The organism is Bacillus sp. FSL R7-0166 (assembly GCF_038008935.1).
Classification (GTDB): domain Bacteria; phylum Bacillota; class Bacilli; order Bacillales; family Bacillaceae; genus Bacillus; species Bacillus altitudinis.
The window spans coordinates 3,488,259-3,509,901 of sequence record NZ_JBBPAC010000001.1 but is presented as its reverse complement, the minus strand read 5'-3'; the positions used below and the strand labels follow the sequence as shown (position 1 = coordinate 3,509,901).

Annotated in this window: 20 protein-coding genes; 18 read left to right on the top strand and 2 right to left on the bottom strand. The window is 43.1% G+C overall.

From position 1 onward, the window contains the following. From isdG to cydC, 5 genes are all read left to right on the top strand, one after another. On the top strand, positions 1–1,122 hold the full coding sequence (isdG, locus tag NST01_RS18245; RefSeq protein ID WP_046526783.1) for a heme oxygenase: 1,122 nt from the start codon (positions 1–3) through the stop codon (positions 1,120–1,122). A gap of 328 nt (positions 1,123–1,450) precedes the next feature. Further along, a complete protein-coding gene (locus NST01_RS18240; protein ID WP_008345582.1) occupies positions 1,451–2,866 on the top strand; it encodes a cytochrome ubiquinol oxidase subunit I in 1,416 nt (471 codons plus the stop codon). Continuing rightward, complete coding sequence (cydB, locus tag NST01_RS18235) at positions 2,853–3,869, top strand: cytochrome d ubiquinol oxidase subunit II (RefSeq protein ID WP_017358684.1); 1,017 nt, start codon at positions 2,853–2,855, stop codon at positions 3,867–3,869. The genes NST01_RS18240 and cydB overlap by 14 nt, the downstream gene beginning before the upstream one ends. After that, on the top strand, positions 3,869–5,605 hold the full coding sequence (cydD, locus tag NST01_RS18230) for a thiol reductant ABC exporter subunit CydD (protein ID WP_341042345.1): 1,737 nt from the start codon (positions 3,869–3,871) through the stop codon (positions 5,603–5,605). Before cydB ends, cydD begins: the two co-directional genes overlap by 1 nt. Further along, positions 5,595–7,331 (top strand): thiol reductant ABC exporter subunit CydC, encoded by a 1,737-nt coding sequence (gene cydC / locus NST01_RS18225; protein ID WP_035702518.1) that lies wholly within the window; start codon positions 5,595–5,597, stop codon positions 7,329–7,331. Before cydD ends, cydC begins: the two co-directional genes overlap by 11 nt. Before the next feature lie 57 nt (positions 7,332–7,388). Here the strand turns inward: cydC and NST01_RS18220 are convergent, their stop codons facing one another. Then, complete coding sequence (locus NST01_RS18220; protein WP_017358687.1) at positions 7,389–8,420, bottom strand: pectate lyase family protein; 1,032 nt, start codon at positions 8,418–8,420, stop codon at positions 7,389–7,391. A 489-nt stretch (positions 8,421–8,909) separates the two neighbouring features. Between NST01_RS18220 and sigY the strand changes: the two genes are divergently transcribed. The 13 genes from sigY (at position 8,910) to NST01_RS18155 (ending at position 20,184) form a co-directional block, all read left to right on the top strand. Then, positions 8,910–9,440 (top strand): RNA polymerase sigma factor SigY, encoded by a 531-nt coding sequence (gene sigY, locus NST01_RS18215; RefSeq protein WP_341042343.1) that lies wholly within the window; start codon positions 8,910–8,912, stop codon positions 9,438–9,440. Beyond that, positions 9,440–9,751 (top strand): YxlC family protein, encoded by a 312-nt coding sequence (locus tag NST01_RS18210; RefSeq protein WP_035702515.1) that lies wholly within the window; start codon positions 9,440–9,442, stop codon positions 9,749–9,751. Before sigY ends, NST01_RS18210 begins: the two co-directional genes overlap by 1 nt. Beyond that, the gene (locus tag NST01_RS18205; RefSeq protein ID WP_017368315.1) at positions 9,748–9,960 is read left to right on the top strand and encodes a hypothetical protein; all 213 of its coding nucleotides are present in this window, start codon (positions 9,748–9,750) and stop codon (positions 9,958–9,960) included. The genes NST01_RS18210 and NST01_RS18205 overlap by 4 nt, the downstream gene beginning before the upstream one ends. Positions 9,961–10,268: 308 nt before the next feature. Next, entirely contained in the window at positions 10,269–11,639 is a 1,371-nt protein-coding gene (gene gdhA, locus NST01_RS18200; RefSeq protein WP_035389910.1) for an NADP-specific glutamate dehydrogenase, read from the top strand. An 83-nt stretch (positions 11,640–11,722) separates the two neighbouring features. Further along, the gene (locus tag NST01_RS18195; protein WP_008345567.1) at positions 11,723–11,836 is read left to right on the top strand and encodes a hypothetical protein; all 114 of its coding nucleotides are present in this window, start codon (positions 11,723–11,725) and stop codon (positions 11,834–11,836) included. 111 nt (positions 11,837–11,947) lie between these two features. After that, the gene (locus NST01_RS18190; protein WP_019743488.1) at positions 11,948–13,330 is read left to right on the top strand and encodes a hypothetical protein; all 1,383 of its coding nucleotides are present in this window, start codon (positions 11,948–11,950) and stop codon (positions 13,328–13,330) included. A gap of 68 nt (positions 13,331–13,398) precedes the next feature. Further along, on the top strand, positions 13,399–14,013 hold the full coding sequence (locus tag NST01_RS18185) for a class F sortase (protein WP_048001160.1): 615 nt from the start codon (positions 13,399–13,401) through the stop codon (positions 14,011–14,013). A gap of 242 nt (positions 14,014–14,255) precedes the next feature. Next, positions 14,256–16,199, top strand: coding sequence for a BglG family transcription antiterminator (locus NST01_RS18180; RefSeq protein ID WP_035702510.1), 1,944 nt, complete (start codon positions 14,256–14,258; stop codon positions 16,197–16,199). 121 nt (positions 16,200–16,320) lie between these two features. Then, positions 16,321–16,626: a PTS sugar transporter subunit IIB gene (locus NST01_RS18175; protein ID WP_007497889.1), complete on the top strand. Its 306-nt coding sequence runs from the start codon at positions 16,321–16,323 to the stop codon at positions 16,624–16,626. 14 nt (positions 16,627–16,640) lie between these two features. Then, complete coding sequence (gene celB, locus NST01_RS18170; protein WP_007497888.1) at positions 16,641–17,990, top strand: PTS cellobiose transporter subunit IIC; 1,350 nt, start codon at positions 16,641–16,643, stop codon at positions 17,988–17,990. 26 nt (positions 17,991–18,016) lie between these two features. After that, positions 18,017–18,343 carry a PTS lactose/cellobiose transporter subunit IIA gene (locus NST01_RS18165; protein WP_008345561.1) on the top strand — a complete coding sequence of 109 codons (327 nt, stop codon included), beginning with the start codon at positions 18,017–18,019 and terminating at the stop codon, positions 18,341–18,343. Beyond that, entirely contained in the window at positions 18,340–19,668 is a 1,329-nt protein-coding gene (locus tag NST01_RS18160; protein ID WP_007497885.1) for a 6-phospho-beta-glucosidase, read from the top strand. Before NST01_RS18165 ends, NST01_RS18160 begins: the two co-directional genes overlap by 4 nt. 117 nt (positions 19,669–19,785) lie before the next feature. Further along, positions 19,786–20,184, top strand: a complete 399-nt coding sequence (locus tag NST01_RS18155) for a hypothetical protein (RefSeq protein ID WP_060832752.1) — start codon at positions 19,786–19,788, stop codon at positions 20,182–20,184. Positions 20,185–20,508: 324 nt separating this feature from the next. Here NST01_RS18155 and NST01_RS18150 read toward each other — a convergent pair whose 3' ends face one another. After that, positions 20,509–21,600, bottom strand: coding sequence for a branched-chain amino acid aminotransferase (locus NST01_RS18150; protein WP_341042338.1), 1,092 nt, complete (start codon positions 21,598–21,600; stop codon positions 20,509–20,511). Positions 21,601–21,643: the final 43 nt, after the last annotated feature.

The following is a 21,643-nucleotide window of genomic DNA, read 5'->3' as shown; positions in this document are numbered from 1 at the left end:
ATGGATGTCATTGCAATGGATGACGTGAGTCTCAGTCAAGGCGGCTTTCGGCTGTCTTCCATTTCAGCAGCTGTTCCTAAAGGGAGTGTGACCGGCATCATTGGCCCGAATGGGTCAGGTAAGTCGACTTTTATCAAAGCGGCCGCACGACTGACCTCAATCGAAAGCGGCATGATTTACATTCACGACATCCCGCAAAAAGAGATGACGGCACAGGAGATCGCCAAGGAGGTGGCGGTTCTCATGCAAACAAGAACCGCCATTCCATCGATGACAGTACGTGAGCTGGTCGCACTTGGACGCAGTCCGCATCGTTCCATCTGGAAAAAAAGCACCACGTCAGATCATGAAGCGATTGAGTGGGCGCTTGAGGTGACGAATAGCCGCACCAATGAAAACAGAATGCTCCATACATTATCAGGCGGAGAAAGACAAAAGGCATATATTGCAATGGCACTGGCTCAGAAGACAGAGACTATCATTCTGGATGAGCCAACCACTTATTTAGACATTGCGCATCAGCTTGAATTACTGGAGCTGCTCAAACAGCTGAATCAAACACATGGCATCACCATTTTAATGGTTCTCCATGACTTGCAGCAGGCCGCAAAATATTGTGACCGTCTCATTGCTATGAAGCGAGGTCAGGTGCATCAAATTGGCTCACCAAATGAAGTGTTAACAGAAGACTTTTTCAAGGAGGTTTTTGGGATTCAGGCGGAGGTTCACTTGGACGGACCGCATCCACTCATTATCCCCATTGCCTCCATTCAACAACAAAAGGGAGATGAACCAAACATGATTATTGTAAACAACCAAGTAAGAGTAGAAAAAGGCAGTGCAGACCACCTTGTTAAACGGTTTAACAAGCAGGGGCAAGTAGAATTTATGGAAGGTTTTTTAGGAATGGAAGTATGGGTCACTCAGCAGACAACTGATTACGATGAAGTGACCATTCACACCCGCTGGAATCGAAAAGAAGACTTTGTGAATTGGACAAAATCTCAGGCATTTGGTGATGCGCACGCTCATGGAAAGGCGAAACCTGAAGGCCTGTTAAAAAACAAAATTACGTACTATGAAGTGCAAGTCACAAGACCTGCTTTACAGAAAAAAGCCTAAATATTCAAAAGCGCTGCAGCGAAGAAGCAGCGCTATTTTTTTGTGATTGTCTCTTTCCGTCACATATTTTTGACAAAGTATTCAAACAACTGACACAATCCCATCCAAATTTTAGGTAAAATTTACTTTATTTTTGAAGCGCATGGGTGTAAAGTACAGGTATAAATAACTAACCGAATGAAAATCAAGAGTAAAATTTCACCGAGTGAACTATATCAAATGGACTTCCGCTTGTGAATCATTGAACAAATAGTGAACTTTTTGTGAAATGGTGAGCATAAATATCTCGAATCATTCGGCATGCGAAAGTAAGGGAGGATGTAAGGCTGTGAGTGAGCTGTTTTTAGCAAGATTTCAATTTGCCTCAACGACATTATTTCATTTTATTTTTGTTCCTATGTCTATAGGTTTGGTATTTATCGTTGCATTGATGCAAACCCTTTATGTCGTCAAGAAAAAAGAGATTTATAAAAAGATGGCAAAATTTTGGGGTCACCTTTTCTTAATTAACTTTGCAGTAGGTGTGGTGACAGGGATTCTGCAAGAATTCCAGTTTGGGATGAACTGGTCAGATTATTCAAGGTTTGTCGGTGATGTCTTTGGTGCACCGCTTGCCATTGAAGCGCTATTGGCCTTTTTCCTTGAATCGACCTTTATTGGTCTTTGGATATTCGGCTGGGACCGTCTACCGAAAAAAATTCATTTGTTATGTATTTGGCTCGTTTCTCTTGGTACGATCTTTTCGGCATTTTGGATTTTACTCGCCAACTCATTTATGCAGGAGCCAGTTGGATTTGTGATTAAAAATGGCCGTGCAGAAATGAATGACTTTGGGGCGCTCGTGACAAATCCGCAACTTTGGGTAGAGTTCCCGCACGTTCTGTTTGGTGCATTGGCAACCGGTGCTTTCTTTATCGCGGGTGTCAGTGCCTATAAAATGATCAAAAAACAAGAAGTGACCTTTTTCAAAAAATCTTTCCAGATTGCCATGGTGCTTGCTTTCATTTCTGGCTTAGGTGTGGCGTTCTCTGGACATGATCAAGCAAAGCACTTAATGGAATCACAGCCGATGAAGATGGCAGCAAGTGAAGCCCTTTGGAAGGATAGTGGAGATCCAGCGGCTTGGACACTATTTGCCAACATTGACACAGATAAAAAAGAAAACTCTGCGGAGATCAATATTCCGTTTGCTTTAAGTTACTTGGCTTATTCGAAGTTTAGTGGAGATGTGCCAGGCATGCTGACCCTTCAAAAAGAATATGAAGCCAAGTTTGGTCCTGGAGATTACATTCCTCCAGTCAAAACAACCTTCTGGAGCTTTAGAATCATGGTGGGTGCCGGCATGTTGATGATTTTTGCTAGTATGATTGGTTTGTATTTGAGCTTTAGAAAAAAACTAGAATCAAACAAATGGTATTTACGCTTCATGGTATGGATGATTGCGTTCCCGTTTATTGCAAACTCAGCTGGTTGGATCATGACGGAAATTGGGCGTCAGCCGTGGACAGTCTTTGGTATGATGACAACCGCACAATCCATTTCACCAAACGTATCGTACGGCATGTTGCTATTCTCAGTCATTAGCTTTACGACCATTTATCTGATTCTTGCCATCGTGCTTGCCTACTTATTCATTCGAGAAATTAAAAAAGGTGCACATTCTGAAGAGAATACAGATCAAAAGGATGAAACGGACCTGTCTACAGATCCATTTGATGGAGGCGCATATCATGGCATATCTTAACGAGATTTGGTTTATTCTTGTCGCAGTATTGTTTGTTGGATTTTTCTTCTTAGAAGGATTTGATTTTGGTGTCGGGATGTCCATGCAGCTTCTTGGAAAAGATGCACATGAGCGCCGCATTTTAATCAATACGATTGGCCCTTTCTGGGATGCGAATGAGGTCTGGTTGATTACAGCAGGCGGAGCTATTTTCGCCGCTTTTCCTCACTGGTACGCTACGATGTTCAGCGGATACTATATTCCGTTTGCGGTTCTTTTATTAGCACTCATTGGGAGGGGGGTCGCCTTTGAATTTAGAGGGAAGGTCGAGAAGGCTTCATGGATCAAAACGTGGGACTGGGTGATCTTCTTTGGCAGCCTGCTTCCGCCATTTTTACTCGGCGTGCTATTCACAAGTATTTTACGAGGAATGCCCATTGATCAAAGCATGAATATGTACGCTGGATTTACAGACTTTGTGAATCTTTATTCAGTGATCGGCGGGGTAGCCGTGACGGTTCTTTGCCTTCTGCATGGATTGATTTTCGTCACACTCCGCACTGAGGGTGATTTAAGAAATCGTGCAAGAAAGCTCGGCCAGCGTGTTTTATTGATTGCACTGCCGGTTCTTGTTGTATTTGTTGGTGTGTCTATTCTTGAAACAGACATTTATACCGTGCGTCCGATCATTACGATCCCTTTAACTGTACTCATTGTGGTTTGTTATGTAGCGGCTCTATTCTTTATGAGAAAAGAGCGTGATGGCTGGACATTTTTATTCACAGGTGCAGGTATTATGGTGACGGTGACCATGCTTTTCACAGCATTATTCCCGCGTGTCATGATTAGTTCGATCAACCATGCATTCGACCTCACCATTCAAAATGCTGCATCAGGATCTTATTCACTGACGGTTATGACGATTGTTGCCATTTCTTTGCTGCCTTTTGTGCTTGGGTATCAGATCTGGAGCTACTATGTCTTCCGTAAACGTGTAAGCGGTAAGGAGCCAATGACCTACTAATGGATAAACGTTTGCTTCAACTAAAAGGAATGAGGGGGCTTCTTGCCCTCTTAGGTATTGTGTCAATCATCCAAGGAGCAAGTATTATTTTTCAAGCACAGTGGCTGGCACATGCCATAACAACGCTGTTTGACGGGAAGAGCCTCATGCAGGCAACGCCTTATGTCTTGCTGTTTCTTGCTGCCTTTTTGGTGCGGCACGGTCTCACCTTGATGCGGGAAAAGGTCATGTTCACCTATTCTTCCCGAATTGGAGCAGATGTCAGAAAGCAGCTGTTAGACCAACTTTTTCATTTAGGGCCAGCTTTCACGAAGAAAAAAGGAACAGGAAAGCTTGTGACATTGGCGATGGAGGGCATTGCCCAATATCGTCAGTATTTACAGCTGTTTTTGCCGAAAATGGTGAACATGGCAGTTATTCCGGTGATGGTGCTTGTCTATGTTTGGACATTAGATGAAACATCTGCTGTCATTCTCATTGTCACGCTGCCGATTTTAATTGTTTTTATGATTTTGCTAGGACTTGTCGCTCAGCGTAAAGCGGCCAAACAATGGAGATCGTATGAGAAATTATCCAATCATTTTACTGATTCTCTCCGTGGCCTTGAAACGCTTCGCTACTTAGGGATTAGCAAAAAGCATTCTCGTAATATTGGAGAGGTCTCAAAGCGTTATCGAAAGGCGACGATGAGCACACTGAAAGTCGCCTTTCTTTCATCTTTTGCTCTCGATTTCTTTTCTATGCTGTCCATTGCGACTGTCGCTGTATTTCTCGGCTTGCGCTTAATTGAAGGAGATCTTTTGTTATTGCCCGCTTTGACCGCACTGATGCTTGCGCCAGAATATTTCTTGCCAGTCCGTGAAGTGGGAAATGATTATCATGCGACGTTAAACGGTAAAGAAGCGAATGAGGCGATTCAAGTGATTTTAGAGGAAAAGGGCTTCCGAGAGCAGGAGACACAATCCGTGCAGCTGAACGAGTGGAATGAGCAATCTGAGCTCACACTGCAAGATGTCAGTGTCTTACATGATGAGCATGCACCATATTCGATTCAGGATGTGGACCTCACTGTGAAAGGAAAGAAAAAAATTGGGATCATCGGTGCCAGTGGTTCAGGGAAATCGACGTTAACGGATGTTCTCGGTGGTTTTGTTGAACCGTCTGCAGGTGAAATCATCCTAAACGGAAAGCCGCTTGCTCATTTACAGCTGGCGGCATGGCAAAAAGAAGTCGTTTATATGCCGCAGCATCCTTATTTATTTCACATGACACTGAGAGAAAACATTCGTTTTTATGAACCGAATGCAACCGATGAAGACGTCGAAAGAGCGGTGCAAGAGGCAGGTTTGTCTCAGCTCGTAGCGGAACTCCCCAATGGACTGGATGAGGTCATTGGCGAACAGGGCAGAGGACTGAGCGGTGGACAAGCGCAGCGGATTGCCCTCGCTCGCACAGTGCTCGGCCAGCGATCCATTATGCTGTTAGATGAACCAACGGCTCATCTGGATATTGAGACAGAGTATGAATTGAAGAAAACAATGCTTCCATTGTTTGAAAATAAACTTGTGTTTTTAGCCACACACAGACTTCATTGGATGACGGATATGGATGAAATCATTGTGATGGATCATGGGACGATTGCAGAGATGGGGACTCATGAATCATTAATGAAAAGAAAAGGTGTGTACTATCAATTGGTACAGGAACAAATGGGGGCGGTCACACATGGTCAGTAAAGGCTGGTTTATACCTTATATCAAGGAGAATCAAAAGCTGTTTGCCTTGGTGCTTTTTTTAGGGGCGATTGCGGTGTTTTCTGCTTCTATGCTCATGTATACGTCAGGGTTCCTCATTTCAAAAGCTGCCACAAGACCTGAGAATATCTTGATGGTCTATGTCCCAATCGTGGCAGTACGTACCTTTGGTATTTCACGCTCAGCGGCTCGTTATGCAGAGAGACTGGCGAGTCATCAACTCATTTTGACGATGATTGAAAAAATGCGGGTACGTCTTTATGATATGGCTGAACGAAGTGCCAAACAGACGAAGCTTGGAACAGGTGAAATGCTTGGGCTGTTATCAGAAGATGTGGAGAGATTACAGGATGCGTATTTAAAAACAATTTTTCCATCCATCGGTGCGCTGCTTTTATATGCCGCTTCGATTGGAGCACTTGGGCTTTTTTCATGGCCTTTTGCCGGATTGATGCTGCTTTATATGGCGCTGCTCGTATTTGTATTCCCATACATCACAGTACTTGTGAACCGGGCACGACAAATTCAAATGAAGAAAGGCAGAAATGAACTGTACAGCCATTTAACAGATGCCGTCATGGGCGTGAGTGACTGGTTGTTTAGCGGCAGACAGAACGATTTTGTTGAAGGCTATGAACGAAAAGAAGCAAAGCTATTAGCACTCGAAGCGGCAAAGCATCGGTTTATCCGTCTGCGCCAATTTTTAGCACAGCTAGTCATTGGAGGAGCAGTCGTCTTTGTAGTGTATTGGAGCGGCTCAGTCGTTCAGGCTGGTTCTATGCCGCACACGCTCATCGCAGCCTTTGTGCTTGTGCTGTTTCCATTAACAGAAGCTTTTCTTCCGCTGTCAGATGCAGCAGGTGATATTCCTGTTTATCAGCATGCCGTCAGCAGATTAAATCATTATGAAGAGCAGTCGTATGAAGGATTAGTGGAGAGGGAGGCAGCAGACGAGACACCCGTCTCTGATGGCGTTGAAGCGGTCTGTTTTGATCAAGTCACCTTCGGATATGAAGTCAATAAACATGTACTAAAGCATTTTTCGTTTTCACTGAAGCAAGGTGAATCGCTCGCTCTTTTAGGAAAAAGCGGTGCAGGCAAATCGACCATTTTAAAATTGTTAGAAGGGGCAGTCGTGCCAAATCAAGGGGTTGTCAGTATTCAGGGGAAACCGGTACAAAGCATTCAAGAGGAGGTATCCTCTTATGTGTCTGTGCTCAATCAACAGCCCTATTTATTCGATACATCTGTTTTAAACAACATTCGCTTAGGCTCTCCAGAAGCGACAGAAGAGCAAGTAAAAGAAGCCGCGCGGCAAGTGCAGCTGCACGATTACATTGAGTCTTTGCCAGAAGGTTATCACACAGGTGTACAAGAGACAGGGGTTCGTTTCTCTGGTGGAGAAAGGCAGCGTATGGCTCTAGCTCGGATTTTGCTGCAAAACACACCGATTGTTGTATTAGATGAACCAACCGTTGGGCTTGATCCACGCACAGAGCGTGAATTGCTTGAAACAATCTTCCGTGTGTTAAAAGGAAAAACAGTCATTTGGATCACCCATCATCTCACTGGCTGTGAGGCATGCGATCGTATGATGTTTATTGAAGGTGGACGCATTGAGATGCAGGGGCAGCATCATGATTTGCTGAAAGAAAATCTGCGTTATCAAAAGCTGTATGAAATGGACCGTCCATTTTCGGTCGTGTAAAAAATGGATGACAAGAACGTTCGGACAGAAGATTTCTGCCCGAACGTTTTTTTGAGATTAAGGATTTACTTTTCCTACACCCGCATTTGATACAACTTCTGATTTCACATTGTTCACGTTAAGCAAAGAGTAGTTATAAGGAGGGTTGTACGTACCTGTTGAAGACGTTGGCAGGCTACCTGTGCTGTTAATATAAGAGTTGTTGATGACATGCCAAGTACCGACTTGACGGCTGTCCCAGCTGCCGATGGCATTTTTCGTGTTTTCAAATACGTTGTGTTCAATTCTCATTTTCGCGCCCATACGTGAATTAATCGCTGTTGTTAGGATGTTTTTGTAATAGTTGTTATACACATGGCCTTCCCCGAAGCGCATAGACGGTACACGAGAGTTCAAGTTTTCAAAACGGTTGTTGTGGAACGTGATTTTTCTGTTGTAGTTATCGTTATCGGAGCTGCCCATCAGCATCGTTTTCCAGCTGTCATGGACATAGTTCCATGAGAACGTAATGTAATCAGAGTCATTTTTCACATCGAATAACCCATCATAGTCATCTTTATCAGAGTTTAAAGTGTTGTAGAGTTCATTATGGTCGACCCATACGTTTTTAGAGGCACCTTCGATTCCGATGGCATCTTTATCACCGATTTTGCTGTGATGGATTTTGAGGTTGCGGATGATGACGTTATTGGCGCGCCATACTTTAATACCAATCCCATTAAATTCGCCGTTTGTCCCTTTACCGACGATGGAGACATTGTTTGTATCTTTCACATCAATTTTATTGGCTGAAGTATTAGAAGGAGTAATCGTTCCGTCTACCACGATTTTCAATTTTTCATTTGTTCCTTTGCTTTTGAGGGCAGCTAATAGTTCATTTCCGGTTTTCACCGTCACCGTTTTACCGCCTTCACCGCCTGTTGTACCGCCATTTAATGTGGAGAATCCTTGCTGATTAAAATTGGCCATAATCGAAGGGCTTTCTGGATATTTCGTTGCTGCTTTTGCCTCCCCATTTGGCGCAAATAATGAAGTCACGAGACCAACCGCTAACACACCAGCTAACATTGGAACTTTTTTCTTCAACATGAACATCTCCATTCTCTATTTTGTTTTAATGTAAACGTTTCCAAAATAAGCTGCGATTCAACCGCTCCTCCTTCCTTCGCCAGCATCGCCTCTTTCGGAATGTAGGAAGAGCATAGCACGCAAAAAGGTATCATCGGCTAAGAATTGGAACGAAGTATTCCACGATTTTCAAGGAAACTAAGGCAATGATTATTTCAATTTATCTACATGAGACAAGGATCATTGACGATAGGTATTGGGGTAACCTAGTGATTATGAAAAGGACGTTCTTCTTTTCAAGGAAAATCAAGATGATTACGAAAGCGTCATTTTGTTAGAGACAAAGACATGTCATAATCATTACATAAGAAAAAATTGGATATCAAATAGATCCGTGCGCTAAACAGCAGGTAAAAAAGGCTCCAATTAAAAAAAAGAAGGTCTATTTTAAACGATGCGATCACCGGTGTCGTCTAATCAATAAGAGATAGAAAGGAAGGAGGGACGTGTTTGGAGCAGACCGAGGAGACTTTATGGATCAAGCGGGCAAAACAGGGGGATGATGCCGCATTTACCGCCCTTTATCGGCATCATTATTCGTTTCTTTACCGTTATTTGATGAAATTGACCCTTCAACAAGAGCTGACAGAGGAGATCATGCAAGAAACGATGCTCAAAGCGTACATGAAACTTTCTTCTTTTAGAGGAGATTCATTATTTTCAACATGGCTCATGTCCATTGCATCTAGACAATTTCTAGATCATCAAAAGAAAAGAAAACGTGAACAAACGAGAGAAGGAAAGGCGAATCAAGAAGCCATCCGCCGGTTCAAATGGGATGTTCAGCAAAAAGGCCATACTTGGCATGACATGTGGGATGCTTTAAATGAGTTAAAGGCTCAGGAGAGAGCACCGATCCTTCTCCATTATTATTATGGCTTTACTTACCCTGAAATCGCTTCGATGTTCGGGGTGAGAGAAGGTACGGTGAAATCGAGGGTTCATCATGGGATCAAGAAAATTCGAAAGGAGTGGGACTGATGAAAGAAGATCGTTTCGCCGATCGTTTAAAAGAGGAGCTGCAGGAGCTCGATGAACAAATTGAAGTAGAAAAGCCGAGTGAACAAGCTTTGATGTTGATGCTAAAGCAGGCAAAGGAAAAAGAGAAAAAACGTTTTAAACAAGAAGTGCTGGCGTACATCCTCGTCAGTCTGACCATCATGACACTTTTTGCAGCTGCCATTACTCATTTGCCCATCATCTTCATTCTTCTCCAAGTGGTGAGCGTGCCACTCTGTGTGGTTGTCGGCATCAAGGAATATCAACAGATTAAAGGAGGGTCTTCCTTATGAGTCAGACAGATATGATCATCTTATTGTGCGTATTGCCGTTACTGTTTGCACAAGGATTTCTCTTATTTATGGATGCCAAGAAAAGAGGGCGTTATAAATGGTTCTGGGGCATCATTGGGTTAATCAACTTCCCATCTTCTTCTATTTTATATTGGCTGTGTGTTGTCTTACCTGATCGGAAAAGAGGAGAAAAGCTCAGAAAAGATTGAAAGACATTGTAAAACTTTTGACCTTTTTTTTGAATGATCATCATCTAGAAAAAGTGAAAGTTTCATGAATGTGTCAAAGAAAGCGGGATGTTGAACGTCCAGTTCGTCATTTCTAGCACGATAGTCATTCTTTGAGCGGGTCATTTTCATGACGGAAGGTGATTCTGCTTGATCTATCTCATTTCGGCATCGTTTTCATCTGTTATCAATATTGATCAGTTTTTACAAATGGTGTTAAATTAATCTCAATATGCGTTAGAAAATCTAACAACCAAAGAGTGAGATATTGACAAGGAGGCAGATGAGACATGTTGACCTTAGATCGAGCAGCACAAACAGCACAAAGCTACATCCACCGTGTGCTAGAGGATGTAGAAAAACGGAATCCAGGCGAGGCGGAATTCCAACAAGCCGTAAAAGAAATTCTGGAATCCCTCGTCCCGGTTTTTGCAAAACACCCAGAGTATGAAAAACAGGGGATCTTAGAACGCTTAATTGAGCCTGAGCGGCTTGTGATGTTTCGTGTACCGTGGGTAGACGATGAAGGCAAAGTACAGGTGAACAGAGGATTCAGGGTTCAATTTAATAGTGCCATCGGTCCTTATAAGGGGGGCATTCGGTTTCACCCATCGGTCAATGCAAGCATCATCAAGTTTTTAGGATTTGAACAAATCTTTAAAAACGCACTGACAGGTTTGCCGATCGGCGGAGGGAAAGGTGGATCAGATTTTGACCCTAAAGGGAAATCTGATGGAGAAATCATGCGTTTTGTTCAAAGTTTTATGAGTGAACTCAGTCGTTATATTGGACCTGATCAAGATGTACCGGCAGGAGATATTGGGGTAGGTGCACGCGAAATTGGCTATATGTTCGGACAGTACAAAAAAATGCGTGGTGCGTATGAAGCAGGTGTCCTGACAGGAAAAAGTCCTGGTTTTGGAGGCAGCTTAGCGAGAAAAGAAGCGACAGGCTATGGACTGGTGTACTTTATGGAAGAAATGTTAAAAGCCCACGGAATGCAATTTGAAGGGCGATCTGTTGTTGTGTCTGGCTCAGGGAATGTATCGATTTATGCGATGGAAAAAGTATTGGAATTAGGCGGAAAGGTTGTGGCTTGTAGTGATTCAAGCGGAGCCATTTACGACCCTCAAGGCATTTCACTTGAGACAGTGAAGCAGCTGAAGGAAGTCGACAACCAGCGAATTGCTGCCTACATAGACATTCACCCGCATGCTGAATTGATTGAAGATTGCGAACAAATTTGGTCTCTCCCTTGTGATATTGCGCTGCCATGTGCGACCCAAAATGAAATTTCAGAGTCGCAAGCACAGCAGCTAGTGGCAAACGGTGTCATCGCTGTAGGAGAAGGGGCCAATATGCCGTCCACACTTGGGGCCGTCAAAGTATTTGAACAACATGATATTTTGTTTGCACCAGCAAAAGCGGCAAATGCTGGCGGAGTGGGTGTTTCGGCGTTAGAAATGGCGCAAAACAGTGCGAGAATGTCTTGGACTTTTGAAGAAGTAGATGGTCAGTTGAAACAAATGATGCAGTCGATTTATCGTCAGTGTACTGAGACAGCTGAAGAATACGGATACGCTGGAAACTTAATGGTAGGCGCAAATATTGCAGGATTTCGCAAAGTGGCAGATGCCATGATCGCACAAGGCGTCATTTAACTCCTGCTCTCCCGCACCTGTTTATTTCATGACAAGATCGGGAATTGTCTTGTAAGAATGACAATAAGGAGGCGCGGGAGAAAATGAAAAAGTGGCTGAAACAAATTGTCAAATGGGCACCAGTGATTTATCCAGTGGTGAGGAAAATATACAAAGAACGAAAAGCATCCAAAAGTCGTAACGTATCAGCCGGGTAATCCGGCTTTTTTTTATGAAATGAATGCAACAAAAAAATATGCTGTGGGAATGATCCATTTCACTTCTCTCTCCGTTAAGTACATAACAAACGGAAAGAGGAGGCAAAACAGATGAAAATGAAAAAAGCATTTTTAACGATCCCGCTTAGTGCAGCATTATTATTACCAACTGCTCAAATGGCAAGTGCACACGAAGGACATATGCATGGGGATGCAAAAAAGTCGTCATCATCACAAGAGGTGTCAAATAAAGCAACGGATCTTCGCGCAGCGCTTGATCAGCTCTTCTCAGAACATGCTTATTTAGCAGTGATCACGATGCAAAAGGGAATTGACGGCAGTAAAGATTTTGATCAAGCAGCAGCAGCGTTAAATGAAAACACGAATGATCTATCAGATGCGATCGCCTCTGTGTATGGAAAAAAAGCAGGGAAACAATTTAAAGAGATTTGGTCAAGCCATATCGGCTACTTCGTTGATTATGTACAAGCAACAGCGAAAAAAGATGAAGCAGGTAAAAAGAAAGCGGTCAAAGAGCTTGATCAATACCGCATGAAACAAGCTGATATGCTTGATAAAGCAACAGGTGGAAGATTGAAAGCAAGTGAACTTGAAGAAGGTTTAAAAATGCACGTCAATGAACTGCTAAAAGCTTTTGATAGTTACACAGAAAAGGATTTTGATACAACCTATGAAACGGTCAGAAAATCCATTCATCATATGTTTGAAGTAGGTAAAGGTGTATCATGGGCGATTACAGATCAATTTCCTGGGAAATTTGATCAAAAATCAGTCGATACTCCAGCCGCAGATCTTCGTGAGGATTTAAACTACTTGTTCTCAGAGCATTTGGCACTCGCGGTAGTGGCTATGCAAAAAGGGAATGATGGCAGCAAGGACTTTGACCAAGCGGCAGCAGCCTTAAATGAAAATACAAATGATTTATCAGATGCGATCGCTTCTGTTTATGGAAAAGATGCAGGAAAACAATTTAAAACGATCTGGTCAAGTCATATCGGATATTTAGTTGATTATGTTAAAGCGGATGCATCAGGAGACGAGCAAGCAAAAGAGAAGGCTGTCAAAGATTTAGATGCTTACCGTATGAAACAAGCAAAATTTTTAGATCAAGCGACAGATGGACGATTGAAGGCGGCTGACTTAGAAGCTGGGTTGAAAACGCATATTGATGAGCTCATCAAAACGTACACGTCTTATCATCATGGTGAATATGATCAGCTGTACCCGACTGTCAGAGAAGCATACGGCCATATGTTCATGGTTGGTCAAGATGTCGCATCAGCTATTGTCGATCAGCATCCTGACATGTTCAAATCCAACATGCCAAACGAGATGCCGAAAACAGGTATGGGAGGCACAGCCGGTCCATTAGGTATGTCATATGAAGCATTTGCTGGGATGATGGCAAGTCTCATCTTAGCCGGAGGTGCAGTGGGGGCGTTCTTCCTCATTCGCCGTAAACCATCAAATTAAACAATATCAAGACAAGAGGGAACGTGCACAATCGTGCCGTTCCTTTCTTCAAAAGGAGGTCGACTTGCGTGAAAAGGTGGCTGTTTAGTATTCTTACGCTTCTCATCATCACGGGCTGCGCATCCCAATCAATAGATGAAAAGTCATCCTCTGAAACTGCATCATCTCCTGAGCCAATGACAGCAAAACAAGCCAAGAATCAATCTCATTCACACGACACGTTAAAAGATGAGCCATCGGGTATTGTCCCCGCTGACATCTCCATTCCAGCGATTGATGTCCAAGCAAAAGTGGAGAAAACGACTTTATCAAAGGATGGCAGTATGGGTGTTCCGCAAAATACAGATCACACAGCTTGGTTTGAAGATGGTCCGAAGCCTGGTGATAAAGGGAATGCTGTCATAAATGGTCATGTTGATAATAAATGGGGTCCAGCTGTTTTTTATCGATTAAAGGAGCTAAAAAAGGGAGACAAAGTCATTGTGACATCCTCGTCAGGGGAAAAGCGAACCTTTGAGGTTCTCAAGGTGAAAAGCTATCCGCGCGAAGAGAAACCAAATGCTTTTTTCGGGTACGCCTTTACACGGAATCTCAATTTCATCACATGTACGGGAACTTTTGATCATGCAGCCGGTACACATGAAAAAAGATTGGTTGTCTTTACACAACTGATTTCCTCATAAGAAAAAGGCGGATACACGGAGGTGTAACGCCTTTTTTTCATGATTTCCACAACAGCATCTTAGAAGAAGATTCATAGGTCATTAGATATGGTTGGATGTATAAATAGGGGCGTTTGTCATATAAATGAGTTGGCAATTTTTATTTCTTTTCAGTAGAATATGAGTAATGAAGAGAACTGTAAGCGTATACAACCTGTCCAAACAAGGCAGATTTTCCACCCTAAATGAAGGAGGCCGACCTAATGCTGAGTAAAAGACTGGCGCACATTTTAAGTCAGCTGATGGCAGCTGAGACTCCTCTCACGAGCGCTGCGCTTTCTGTCAGTTTACAAGTGACAAGCCGCACCATCCGAACAGACATCAAGGAACTGAATGAGCGTCTAGCCCCTTATCAAGCAGCTGTATCAGCTGTTAGGGGCGCTGGCTATGAGCTGTTGATCAACGATGAGAATGCCTTTCGCCGTTTTATGAAGGAAGAAGTCGAACAGGAAGAACCGCTTGCTGTTCTTCCAGAAGAGCGAGTTCGATTTATTTTGAAAAAGCTGCTTCTAGCGGAATCATATGTGAAGCTGGAAGACTTACAGGAGCAGCTGTTTATTAGTAAATCGACGATGAGTAATGACATGAAATGGGTCAAACGTAAGCTCGAACCCTTTGATCTGAAGCTGGAAGCAAAGCCGAATAAAGGCTGCCGGATTAAAGGATCTGAGATGAAAATCCGTTATTGCATGTCAGAATATTTATTCAATGAACGGCGTTCCTATCAAACCATGCTGAACACGGCGGTTACGATTTTGCCGAAACATGAGCTGGAATTGATTCAGAGAACCATGATTGATTATATCAACGAGGAAAAAATGAATCTATCAGACATTTGCATGAATAATTTAATTGTTCATATTGCTATTGCCTGTAAACGGATTAGACACGGAAACTATGTATCTGTGCTGCCTGAAGAAATCAACGAAATCCCAAGGGCAAAAGAATACAAGGTAGCCAAAAAAATGGTTGAGCGTCTTGAAGGGTTGCTGGATGTCTCATTCCCACAAGAGGAAATCGTTTATATCACCATTCATTTGCTAGGAACAGCCAAAATGGTACAGTCTTTTTCAACGGGCGGTCAAAAACAAATTGTGGATGATGACACGAGCCGTCTTGTTCAGCTGATGCTGAAAGCCATTGATCAAAAATTGCAGCTGGATTTAGCGGGAGATGCGGAATTGCTGATTGGCCTCAGTTTGCACTTAAAGCCAGCGATCAATCGGTGTAAGTATGGAATGAATTTAAGAAATCCAATGCTTGATGAGATCAAAGCGGGCTATCCAATTGCCTTTGAAGCAGGGATTGTGGCGAGCAGGGTCATTGAAGAAGAGACAGGTTTGTCCATTCATGAAAATGAGATCGGCTATATGGCACTTCATTTTGGTGCGGCCTTAGAGCGCAGGAAAATGGAGATACCACCGAAGCGATGCCTGATTGTCTGTGCGTCTGGTGCAGGGAGTGCAAGGCTACTTCAAGATCGTTTGCGGTCACAATTTGGGTCGAAGCTGACCATTTTAGGAACAGCAGAGCTTTATTCCCTTCCGCATGTCTCTTTACATGCATTGGATTTAATTATTACGACCATTCCCATTCATATGGATTTACCGATTCCTGTCATTCAAGTGAACACGATTTTAGGAGGCAGTGATTTTTTAAAAATAGAAGAAGCTTTGACAAGTGAAACAAGAGTGACATTAGCCACGCAATATATGAAAAAGGAATTGGTCTTTACAAAATGCGCCTTTCAAACAAAGGAAGAGGTCATACACTTTCTCACGCAAAAGGTCATTGACATGGGCTTAGCGCCAGTAGAACTTACACAATCTGTGATGGAAAGAGAAGAGTCTGCACCGACTTCATTTGGGCATTATACAGCGATTCCGCATCCGATGACCCCGCTGACAGAAGAGACGTTTTGGGCGATCTGTACATTAGAAAAACCGATTATTTGGGGAGAGAAAAAAGTTCAATTTGTGTGCTTGCTTTGTGTCGAAAAAGAGAATGCCAAAGATTTAAAAGGCATGTACCGTCTGCTTGGAGAGCTTGTCCATCATGTGAAATTTATTCAGCACCTCATCACCTGTGACACCTTTGAAGACATGCTGGATGTCATGGATAAAAAAGCGCCTTCGTACAAGAACTAATGGTGTGATATTAACTTTTTCCGCTTCCTAAAGGAAAAAGTATGGGTGTTTATGAAAGCGGTTTCATAATATGATGAATGTGTAAAGAAAAGCTTCATACTTCAAAAAGGGGGCGTTTACAATGAACATTTTATTAGTTTGTGCAGCAGGTATGTCAACAAGCTTACTTGTCACAAAAATGGAGAAGAGTGCACAAGAACAAGGAAAAGACTATCGTATTTGGGCAGTATCTGGAGATGCTGCAAAAAATCATATTGATCAAGCCGATGTGCTTTTATTAGGACCTCAAGTTCGTTATTTATTACCGCAAATGAAAAAACTCGGAGAAGACAAAGGAATTCCAGTAGACGTGATTAATACCGTGCATTATGGCGTATGTAATGGTGCTGAGGTTTTAAAATCTGCTGAACAGTTAGTGAACGGATAAAGGGGGCGGAAGGGATGAATGGATTCAACCGATTTCTAGAAGAGAAGGTTATGCCGTTTGCAGGAAAGATTGCCGCTCAAAGACATTTACAAGCATTGCGTGACGGAATTGTTTTAACCATGCCTCTCATTATCGTCGGTTCACTGTTTCTCATTTTAGCCAACCTTCCGATTCCGGGATATAGCGATTTTATGGCAAGTGTCTTCGGAGCCGAATGGGCCACGAAACTATCCTATCCTGTGAATGCCACCTTTGACATTATGGCACTTGTTGCGACCTTTGGGATCGCATACAGGTTAGCTGAAAAGTATGCAGTCGATGCACTGTCATCTGGTGCAATTGCTGTCGCAGCTTTCCTCCTAGCCACACCTTATCAAGTACCGTTCACACCTGAAGGATCAACAGAAGCTATCCTAGTGAATGGCGGTATTCCCGTCACACTGATGGGCAGTAAAGGGCTATTCGTTGCCATGATTATTGCCATGCTTTCCACCGAAATTTACCGCTTTATTGTACAGCGGAATATCGTCATCAAAATGCCTGATGGTGTACCGCCAGCAGTTAGTAAATCGTTTATCGCACTTATTCCAGGTTTTGTGGTCATCACGCTGATCTGGGTCGCTAGGCTTCTGATTGAGATGACACCTTTTGAGAGTATTCATAATATCATCACGGTCTTAATCGGCACACCACTATCCATTCTTGGTGGAAGCTTAGGCGGAAGTATCGTTGCCATCGGTGTGCAAATGCTCCTCTGGGCATGTGGTATTCACGGAGCCACCATTGTCGGAGGAGTCATGGGTCCGATTTGGCTCGGTGCGATGGATGAAAACCGTCTTGCCTTCCAAGCAGGAGAAGTGCTGCCGAATATTTTCACAGCGCAGTTCTTTGAAATCTTTATCAATGTCGGCGGAAGCGGCGCAACGCTTGCTTTGGTACTGACCATGATCTTGCGTGCGAGAAGTAAACAAATGAAACAGCTTGGCCGTCTTGCGATTGGGCCAGCCATCTTTAACATCAACGAACCGATCATTTTTGGAATGCCGATTGTGATGAACCCAATGCTTCTCATTCCGTTTATCCTTACGCCAATTATGATGATCATCACCACATATATCGGAATGAGCACAGGACTTGTAGCAAAACCGGCAGGGATCGCTGTCCCGTGGACAATGCCGCCAATCATTTCAGGCTATCTCGCAACAGGCGGGAAAATTTCTGGCGCGGTCATGCAGCTGATTAACCTTGCCTTGTCATTTGCGCTATACTATCCATTCTTTAGAATGTGGGATAAGCAGAAATTGAAAGAAGAAAATGAGCTTGAAGCAAAAGCATCAACAGATGAAAATGTCGTCAGCATGTAATAGAGGGAACAAGGGGGATGCGGCCGATGGAAATGGAACAAATTGTGTTTCAACTCATCCTGCACGGTGGTAATGGCAGAAGCTCGGCCATGGAGGCCATTACATGTGCAAAGCAAGGCAATTTTGATGAGGCGAAGCAAAAATTGCAGGAAGCACAAGACGCGTTAAATGAGGCGCATCACGCACAGACAGAGCTGATCCAGGGAGAAATCAGAGGAGAGAAAACCGACGTCAGTCTCTTGATGATTCATGCACAGGATCATCTGATGAACGCTATGACCGTCAAGGAGCTTGCAGCTGAAATCATTGAGCTCCATGAAAAAATGAAGCAATTCGGAGGTGTCAATTCATGAAAGACGGAATCAAAATTGTCACAATAGGCGGAGGATCAAGCTATACGCCTGAGCTCGTCGAAGGGTTTATTAAACGATATCAAGAATTGCCTGTAAAGGAATTATGGCTTGTGGATATTGAAGCAGGTCAGGAAAAGTTGAACATCGTGGGTGCCCTTGCAAAACGTATGGTCGAAAAAGCGGGTTTGCCGATTGAAGTGCACCTCACCCTTGACCGCCGGGCAGCTCTGAAAGATGCGGACTTTGTCACGACACAATTCCGTGTAGGACTGCTCGAAGCCAGAGCCAAGGATGAGAGAATCCCGCTTAAATATGGCGTCATTGGACAGGAAACGAATGGTCCAGGCGGGTTATTTAAAGGTCTACGCACCATTCCAGTCATTCTAGACATCGTGAAGGATATGGAAGAGCTTTGCCCAGATGCTTGGCTGGTGAACTTTACAAATCCAGCAGGCATGGTCACAGAGGCGGTGTTACGCTACACGAATCTGAAAAAAGTGGTCGGTCTATGCAATGTGCCGATTGGAATCAAAATGGGCATTGCAAAAGCGCTGGATGTCGATGTCGAACGCATTGAAGTACAATTTGCAGGCCTCAATCACATGGTCTATGGCTTAGATGTGTATTTAGACGGGGTCAGCATTATGGATCAAGTGCTCGATGAATTAGGAAATCCAAATAGCCAGTGGTCCATGAGGAATATTGAAGCGAAAAACTGGGAGCCTTCTTTCGTCAAAGGCTTAGGGGTCATTCCATGTCCGTATCATCGTTATTACTATAAAACGAAAGATATGCTGGAGGAAGAACAAAAAGCGGCTCAAGAAAAAGGAACAAGAGCAGAGGTTGTGCAGCAAGTCGAGCATGAACTATTTGAGTTATATAAAGACCCAGATTTATCGATTAAACCGCCGCAGCTCGAAAAAAGAGGCGGGGCTTATTACAGCGATGCAGCATGTAATTTGATCAGCTCCATCTATAATGATAAACATGACATTCAACCGGTAAATACAGTGAACAGAGGAGCGATTGCCAGCATTCCGGCCGAATCAGCGGTTGAAGTGAACTGTATCATTACAAAGGACGGACCAAAACCAATCGCGACAGGTGATCTACCTGTGGCTGTAAGAGGACTCGTTCAACAAATCAAGTCCTTCGAGCGTGTGGCAGCTGAAGCAGCTGTGACAGGAGATTACGAGACGGCTCTTGTCGCCATGACCATCAATCCACTCGTTCCTTCTGACGAAATTGCAAAGCAAATCTTAGATGAAATGCTTGAAGCGCACCGTGAATATTTACCGCAGTTCTTCAAATCAGTGAATGCTTAAAATAAAATGGCCCCTTTATGGGGTCGTTTTTTATGATTTTTTCATATGGAAACCGGAGAAAGCAGTGTATGATAGAAAAAACAACATGTACTGCTTCAAAGAAAGGACGGTTAGAATATGGTGGCAATTGGTTTAATGCTTTACGGCTTTATCGTTCAACCTCTACTTAGTTACGGCACAGTGGTTTTGTTTTTGTATGGAATCATTGCTTCATTTATTGGTCTGATTCGGCGTAGACAGGATGTGTGGATGTATGTTCTCCGCCTGCTCGTTTGTTTTACTATTCCAGTAACCAATCTGTTAATGTATTTCGCAACCATCGGTGGAGATGAAAGAGACTTTGATTTCCAGCCGATGCCGCCAGTTTATCATCTTGTTTTTATCCTAGAAATCATCATCGTCTTTTTACCAGAGATCTTTTTACTGATCGAGAGAAAGCGGAGTATCAAAGGCAAACAGTGGATATATGCAGGGGCCATTGTGGGGATATCGGTCTTGTTTTGGTGCACGATTTGATGAGAGGCTGACTGACATCTAAGTCTTTTTCGCCTTTTTGTTGCGTAACCTCTTTCGCCTCACTTTTACAAAAGTAATGGAAAGAACAAAGATAGAAATTCCGAGAAACTTAAATAGAAAACGGGTGAAGAACGGTGAATCGTCGAAACCTGTAGCGATGATGATTGATCCGATGCAAATCCCAAAGAACGCAAGTAAATAAGTAAAAAACATACCATCACTCCTTAATTGTGGAATAGATCCATATTTTCCATTATGAGGTAGTGGAGGAGATAAAGAAACAAAAAAAGAACCCTTCATCAAATGAAAGGTTCTTTCGCTTGCTTATACCTGCTTGACGACCGAATCGACTTCTACTGTCCAGCCGAAGATGTCTGGCTGAGTTCCTTTTTGGATTCCGGTAATCGCTTCGTACAATTTCTTCGATACTTCGCCTGTTTGACCATTTTGAATGACGTATGGCTGATCGTGATAAATTAATTCACCGACAGGAGAAATGACGGCTGCCGTTCCTGTTCCGAAGATTTCTTCAAGTTCACCTGACTGATGTGCTTCAATTAACTCATCAATTGAAATTTTACGTTCTGTCACAGGGATTTCCCAATGCTTTAACAGCTCAAGCACAGAATTCCGTGTGATCCCTTCTAAAATGCTGCCGTTCAGTTCAGGCGTCACGATTTCTCCGTTGATTTTAAAGAAGATATTCATACTGCCGACTTCTTCAATGTACTTTTTCTCGATGCCATCAAGCCACAGGACTTGTGAAAATCCTTTTGTTTCAGCAACTTGCTGTGCTTTCAAGCTCGATGCATAGTTTCCAGCTGTTTTGGCATTTCCTGTTCCGCCTTTAACAGCGCGGACAAATTCGTTTTCCACCGCAATTTTGACCGGATGGATGCCTTCTTTATAATAAGAACCTACTGGAGATAAAATGATGATCAGCTTGTAGGTGCTTGACGGTGCAACACCTAAATAGGGCTCAGTAGAAATAATGAATGGTCGAATATACAAAGAAGTGCCCTCTGCATCAGGTACCCAATCCTTGTCAATGCGAATGAGTTCATTTAAGCCTTCTAAAACCGTTTCTGTATCAATTTGTGGGATACATAGGCGGTCATTTGATCTGTTTAAGCGTTCCATATTTTTTTCGGGACGGAATAAAAGAATCTTTTGATCCTCAGACACATACGCCTTCAAGCCTTCAAAAACAGATTGGCCATAATGATAAACCATAGAAGCTGGGTCCATTGGAATCGCCTGATAAGGAATAATTCTCGGATCATACCAGCCTTTATCAATTGAATAATCCATCACAAACATGTGGTCTGTGAAGATTTTTCCGAATTCAAGTTGATCAGATTGAGGTTTTGGTTTTTTTGTTGAACTAAGTTCAACGCGGATGGGTTGTTTTGGCATCGTAAATCTCCTTGCTGTTTGATTATTTGAAAATTCTAATAAT

What these genes read in the sequence shown, in the direction of transcription:
- celB (WP_007497888.1), top strand. Translation starts at nt 16,641, where the DNA reads ATGAATGGATTCAACCGATTTCTAGAAGAGAAGGTTATGCCGTTTGCA.
- cydB (WP_017358684.1), top strand. Translation starts at nt 2,853, where the DNA reads ATGGCATATCTTAACGAGATTTGGTTTATTCTTGTCGCAGTATTGTTT.
- NST01_RS18175 (WP_007497889.1), top strand. Translation starts at nt 16,321, where the DNA reads ATGAACATTTTATTAGTTTGTGCAGCAGGTATGTCAACAAGCTTACTT.
- gdhA (WP_035389910.1), top strand. Translation starts at nt 10,269, where the DNA reads ATGTTGACCTTAGATCGAGCAGCACAAACAGCACAAAGCTACATCCAC.
- NST01_RS18220 (WP_017358687.1), bottom strand. Translation starts at nt 8,420, where the DNA reads ATGTTGAAGAAAAAAGTTCCAATGTTAGCTGGTGTGTTAGCGGTTGGT.
- NST01_RS18150 (WP_341042338.1), bottom strand. Translation starts at nt 21,600, where the DNA reads ATGCCAAAACAACCCATCCGCGTTGAACTTAGTTCAACAAAAAAACCA.
- NST01_RS18180 (WP_035702510.1), top strand. Translation starts at nt 14,256, where the DNA reads ATGCTGAGTAAAAGACTGGCGCACATTTTAAGTCAGCTGATGGCAGCT.
- cydC (WP_035702518.1), top strand. Translation starts at nt 5,595, where the DNA reads ATGGTCAGTAAAGGCTGGTTTATACCTTATATCAAGGAGAATCAAAAG.
- NST01_RS18210 (WP_035702515.1), top strand. Translation starts at nt 9,440, where the DNA reads ATGAAAGAAGATCGTTTCGCCGATCGTTTAAAAGAGGAGCTGCAGGAG.
- NST01_RS18155 (WP_060832752.1), top strand. Translation starts at nt 19,786, where the DNA reads ATGGTGGCAATTGGTTTAATGCTTTACGGCTTTATCGTTCAACCTCTA.
- isdG (WP_046526783.1), top strand. Translation starts at nt 1, where the DNA reads ATGGATGTCATTGCAATGGATGACGTGAGTCTCAGTCAAGGCGGCTTT.
- NST01_RS18190 (WP_019743488.1), top strand. Translation starts at nt 11,948, where the DNA reads ATGAAAATGAAAAAAGCATTTTTAACGATCCCGCTTAGTGCAGCATTA.
- NST01_RS18205 (WP_017368315.1), top strand. Translation starts at nt 9,748, where the DNA reads ATGAGTCAGACAGATATGATCATCTTATTGTGCGTATTGCCGTTACTG.
- NST01_RS18195 (WP_008345567.1), top strand. Translation starts at nt 11,723, where the DNA reads ATGAAAAAGTGGCTGAAACAAATTGTCAAATGGGCACCAGTGATTTAT.
- NST01_RS18165 (WP_008345561.1), top strand. Translation starts at nt 18,017, where the DNA reads ATGGAAATGGAACAAATTGTGTTTCAACTCATCCTGCACGGTGGTAAT.
- cydD (WP_341042345.1), top strand. Translation starts at nt 3,869, where the DNA reads ATGGATAAACGTTTGCTTCAACTAAAAGGAATGAGGGGGCTTCTTGCC.
- NST01_RS18160 (WP_007497885.1), top strand. Translation starts at nt 18,340, where the DNA reads ATGAAAGACGGAATCAAAATTGTCACAATAGGCGGAGGATCAAGCTAT.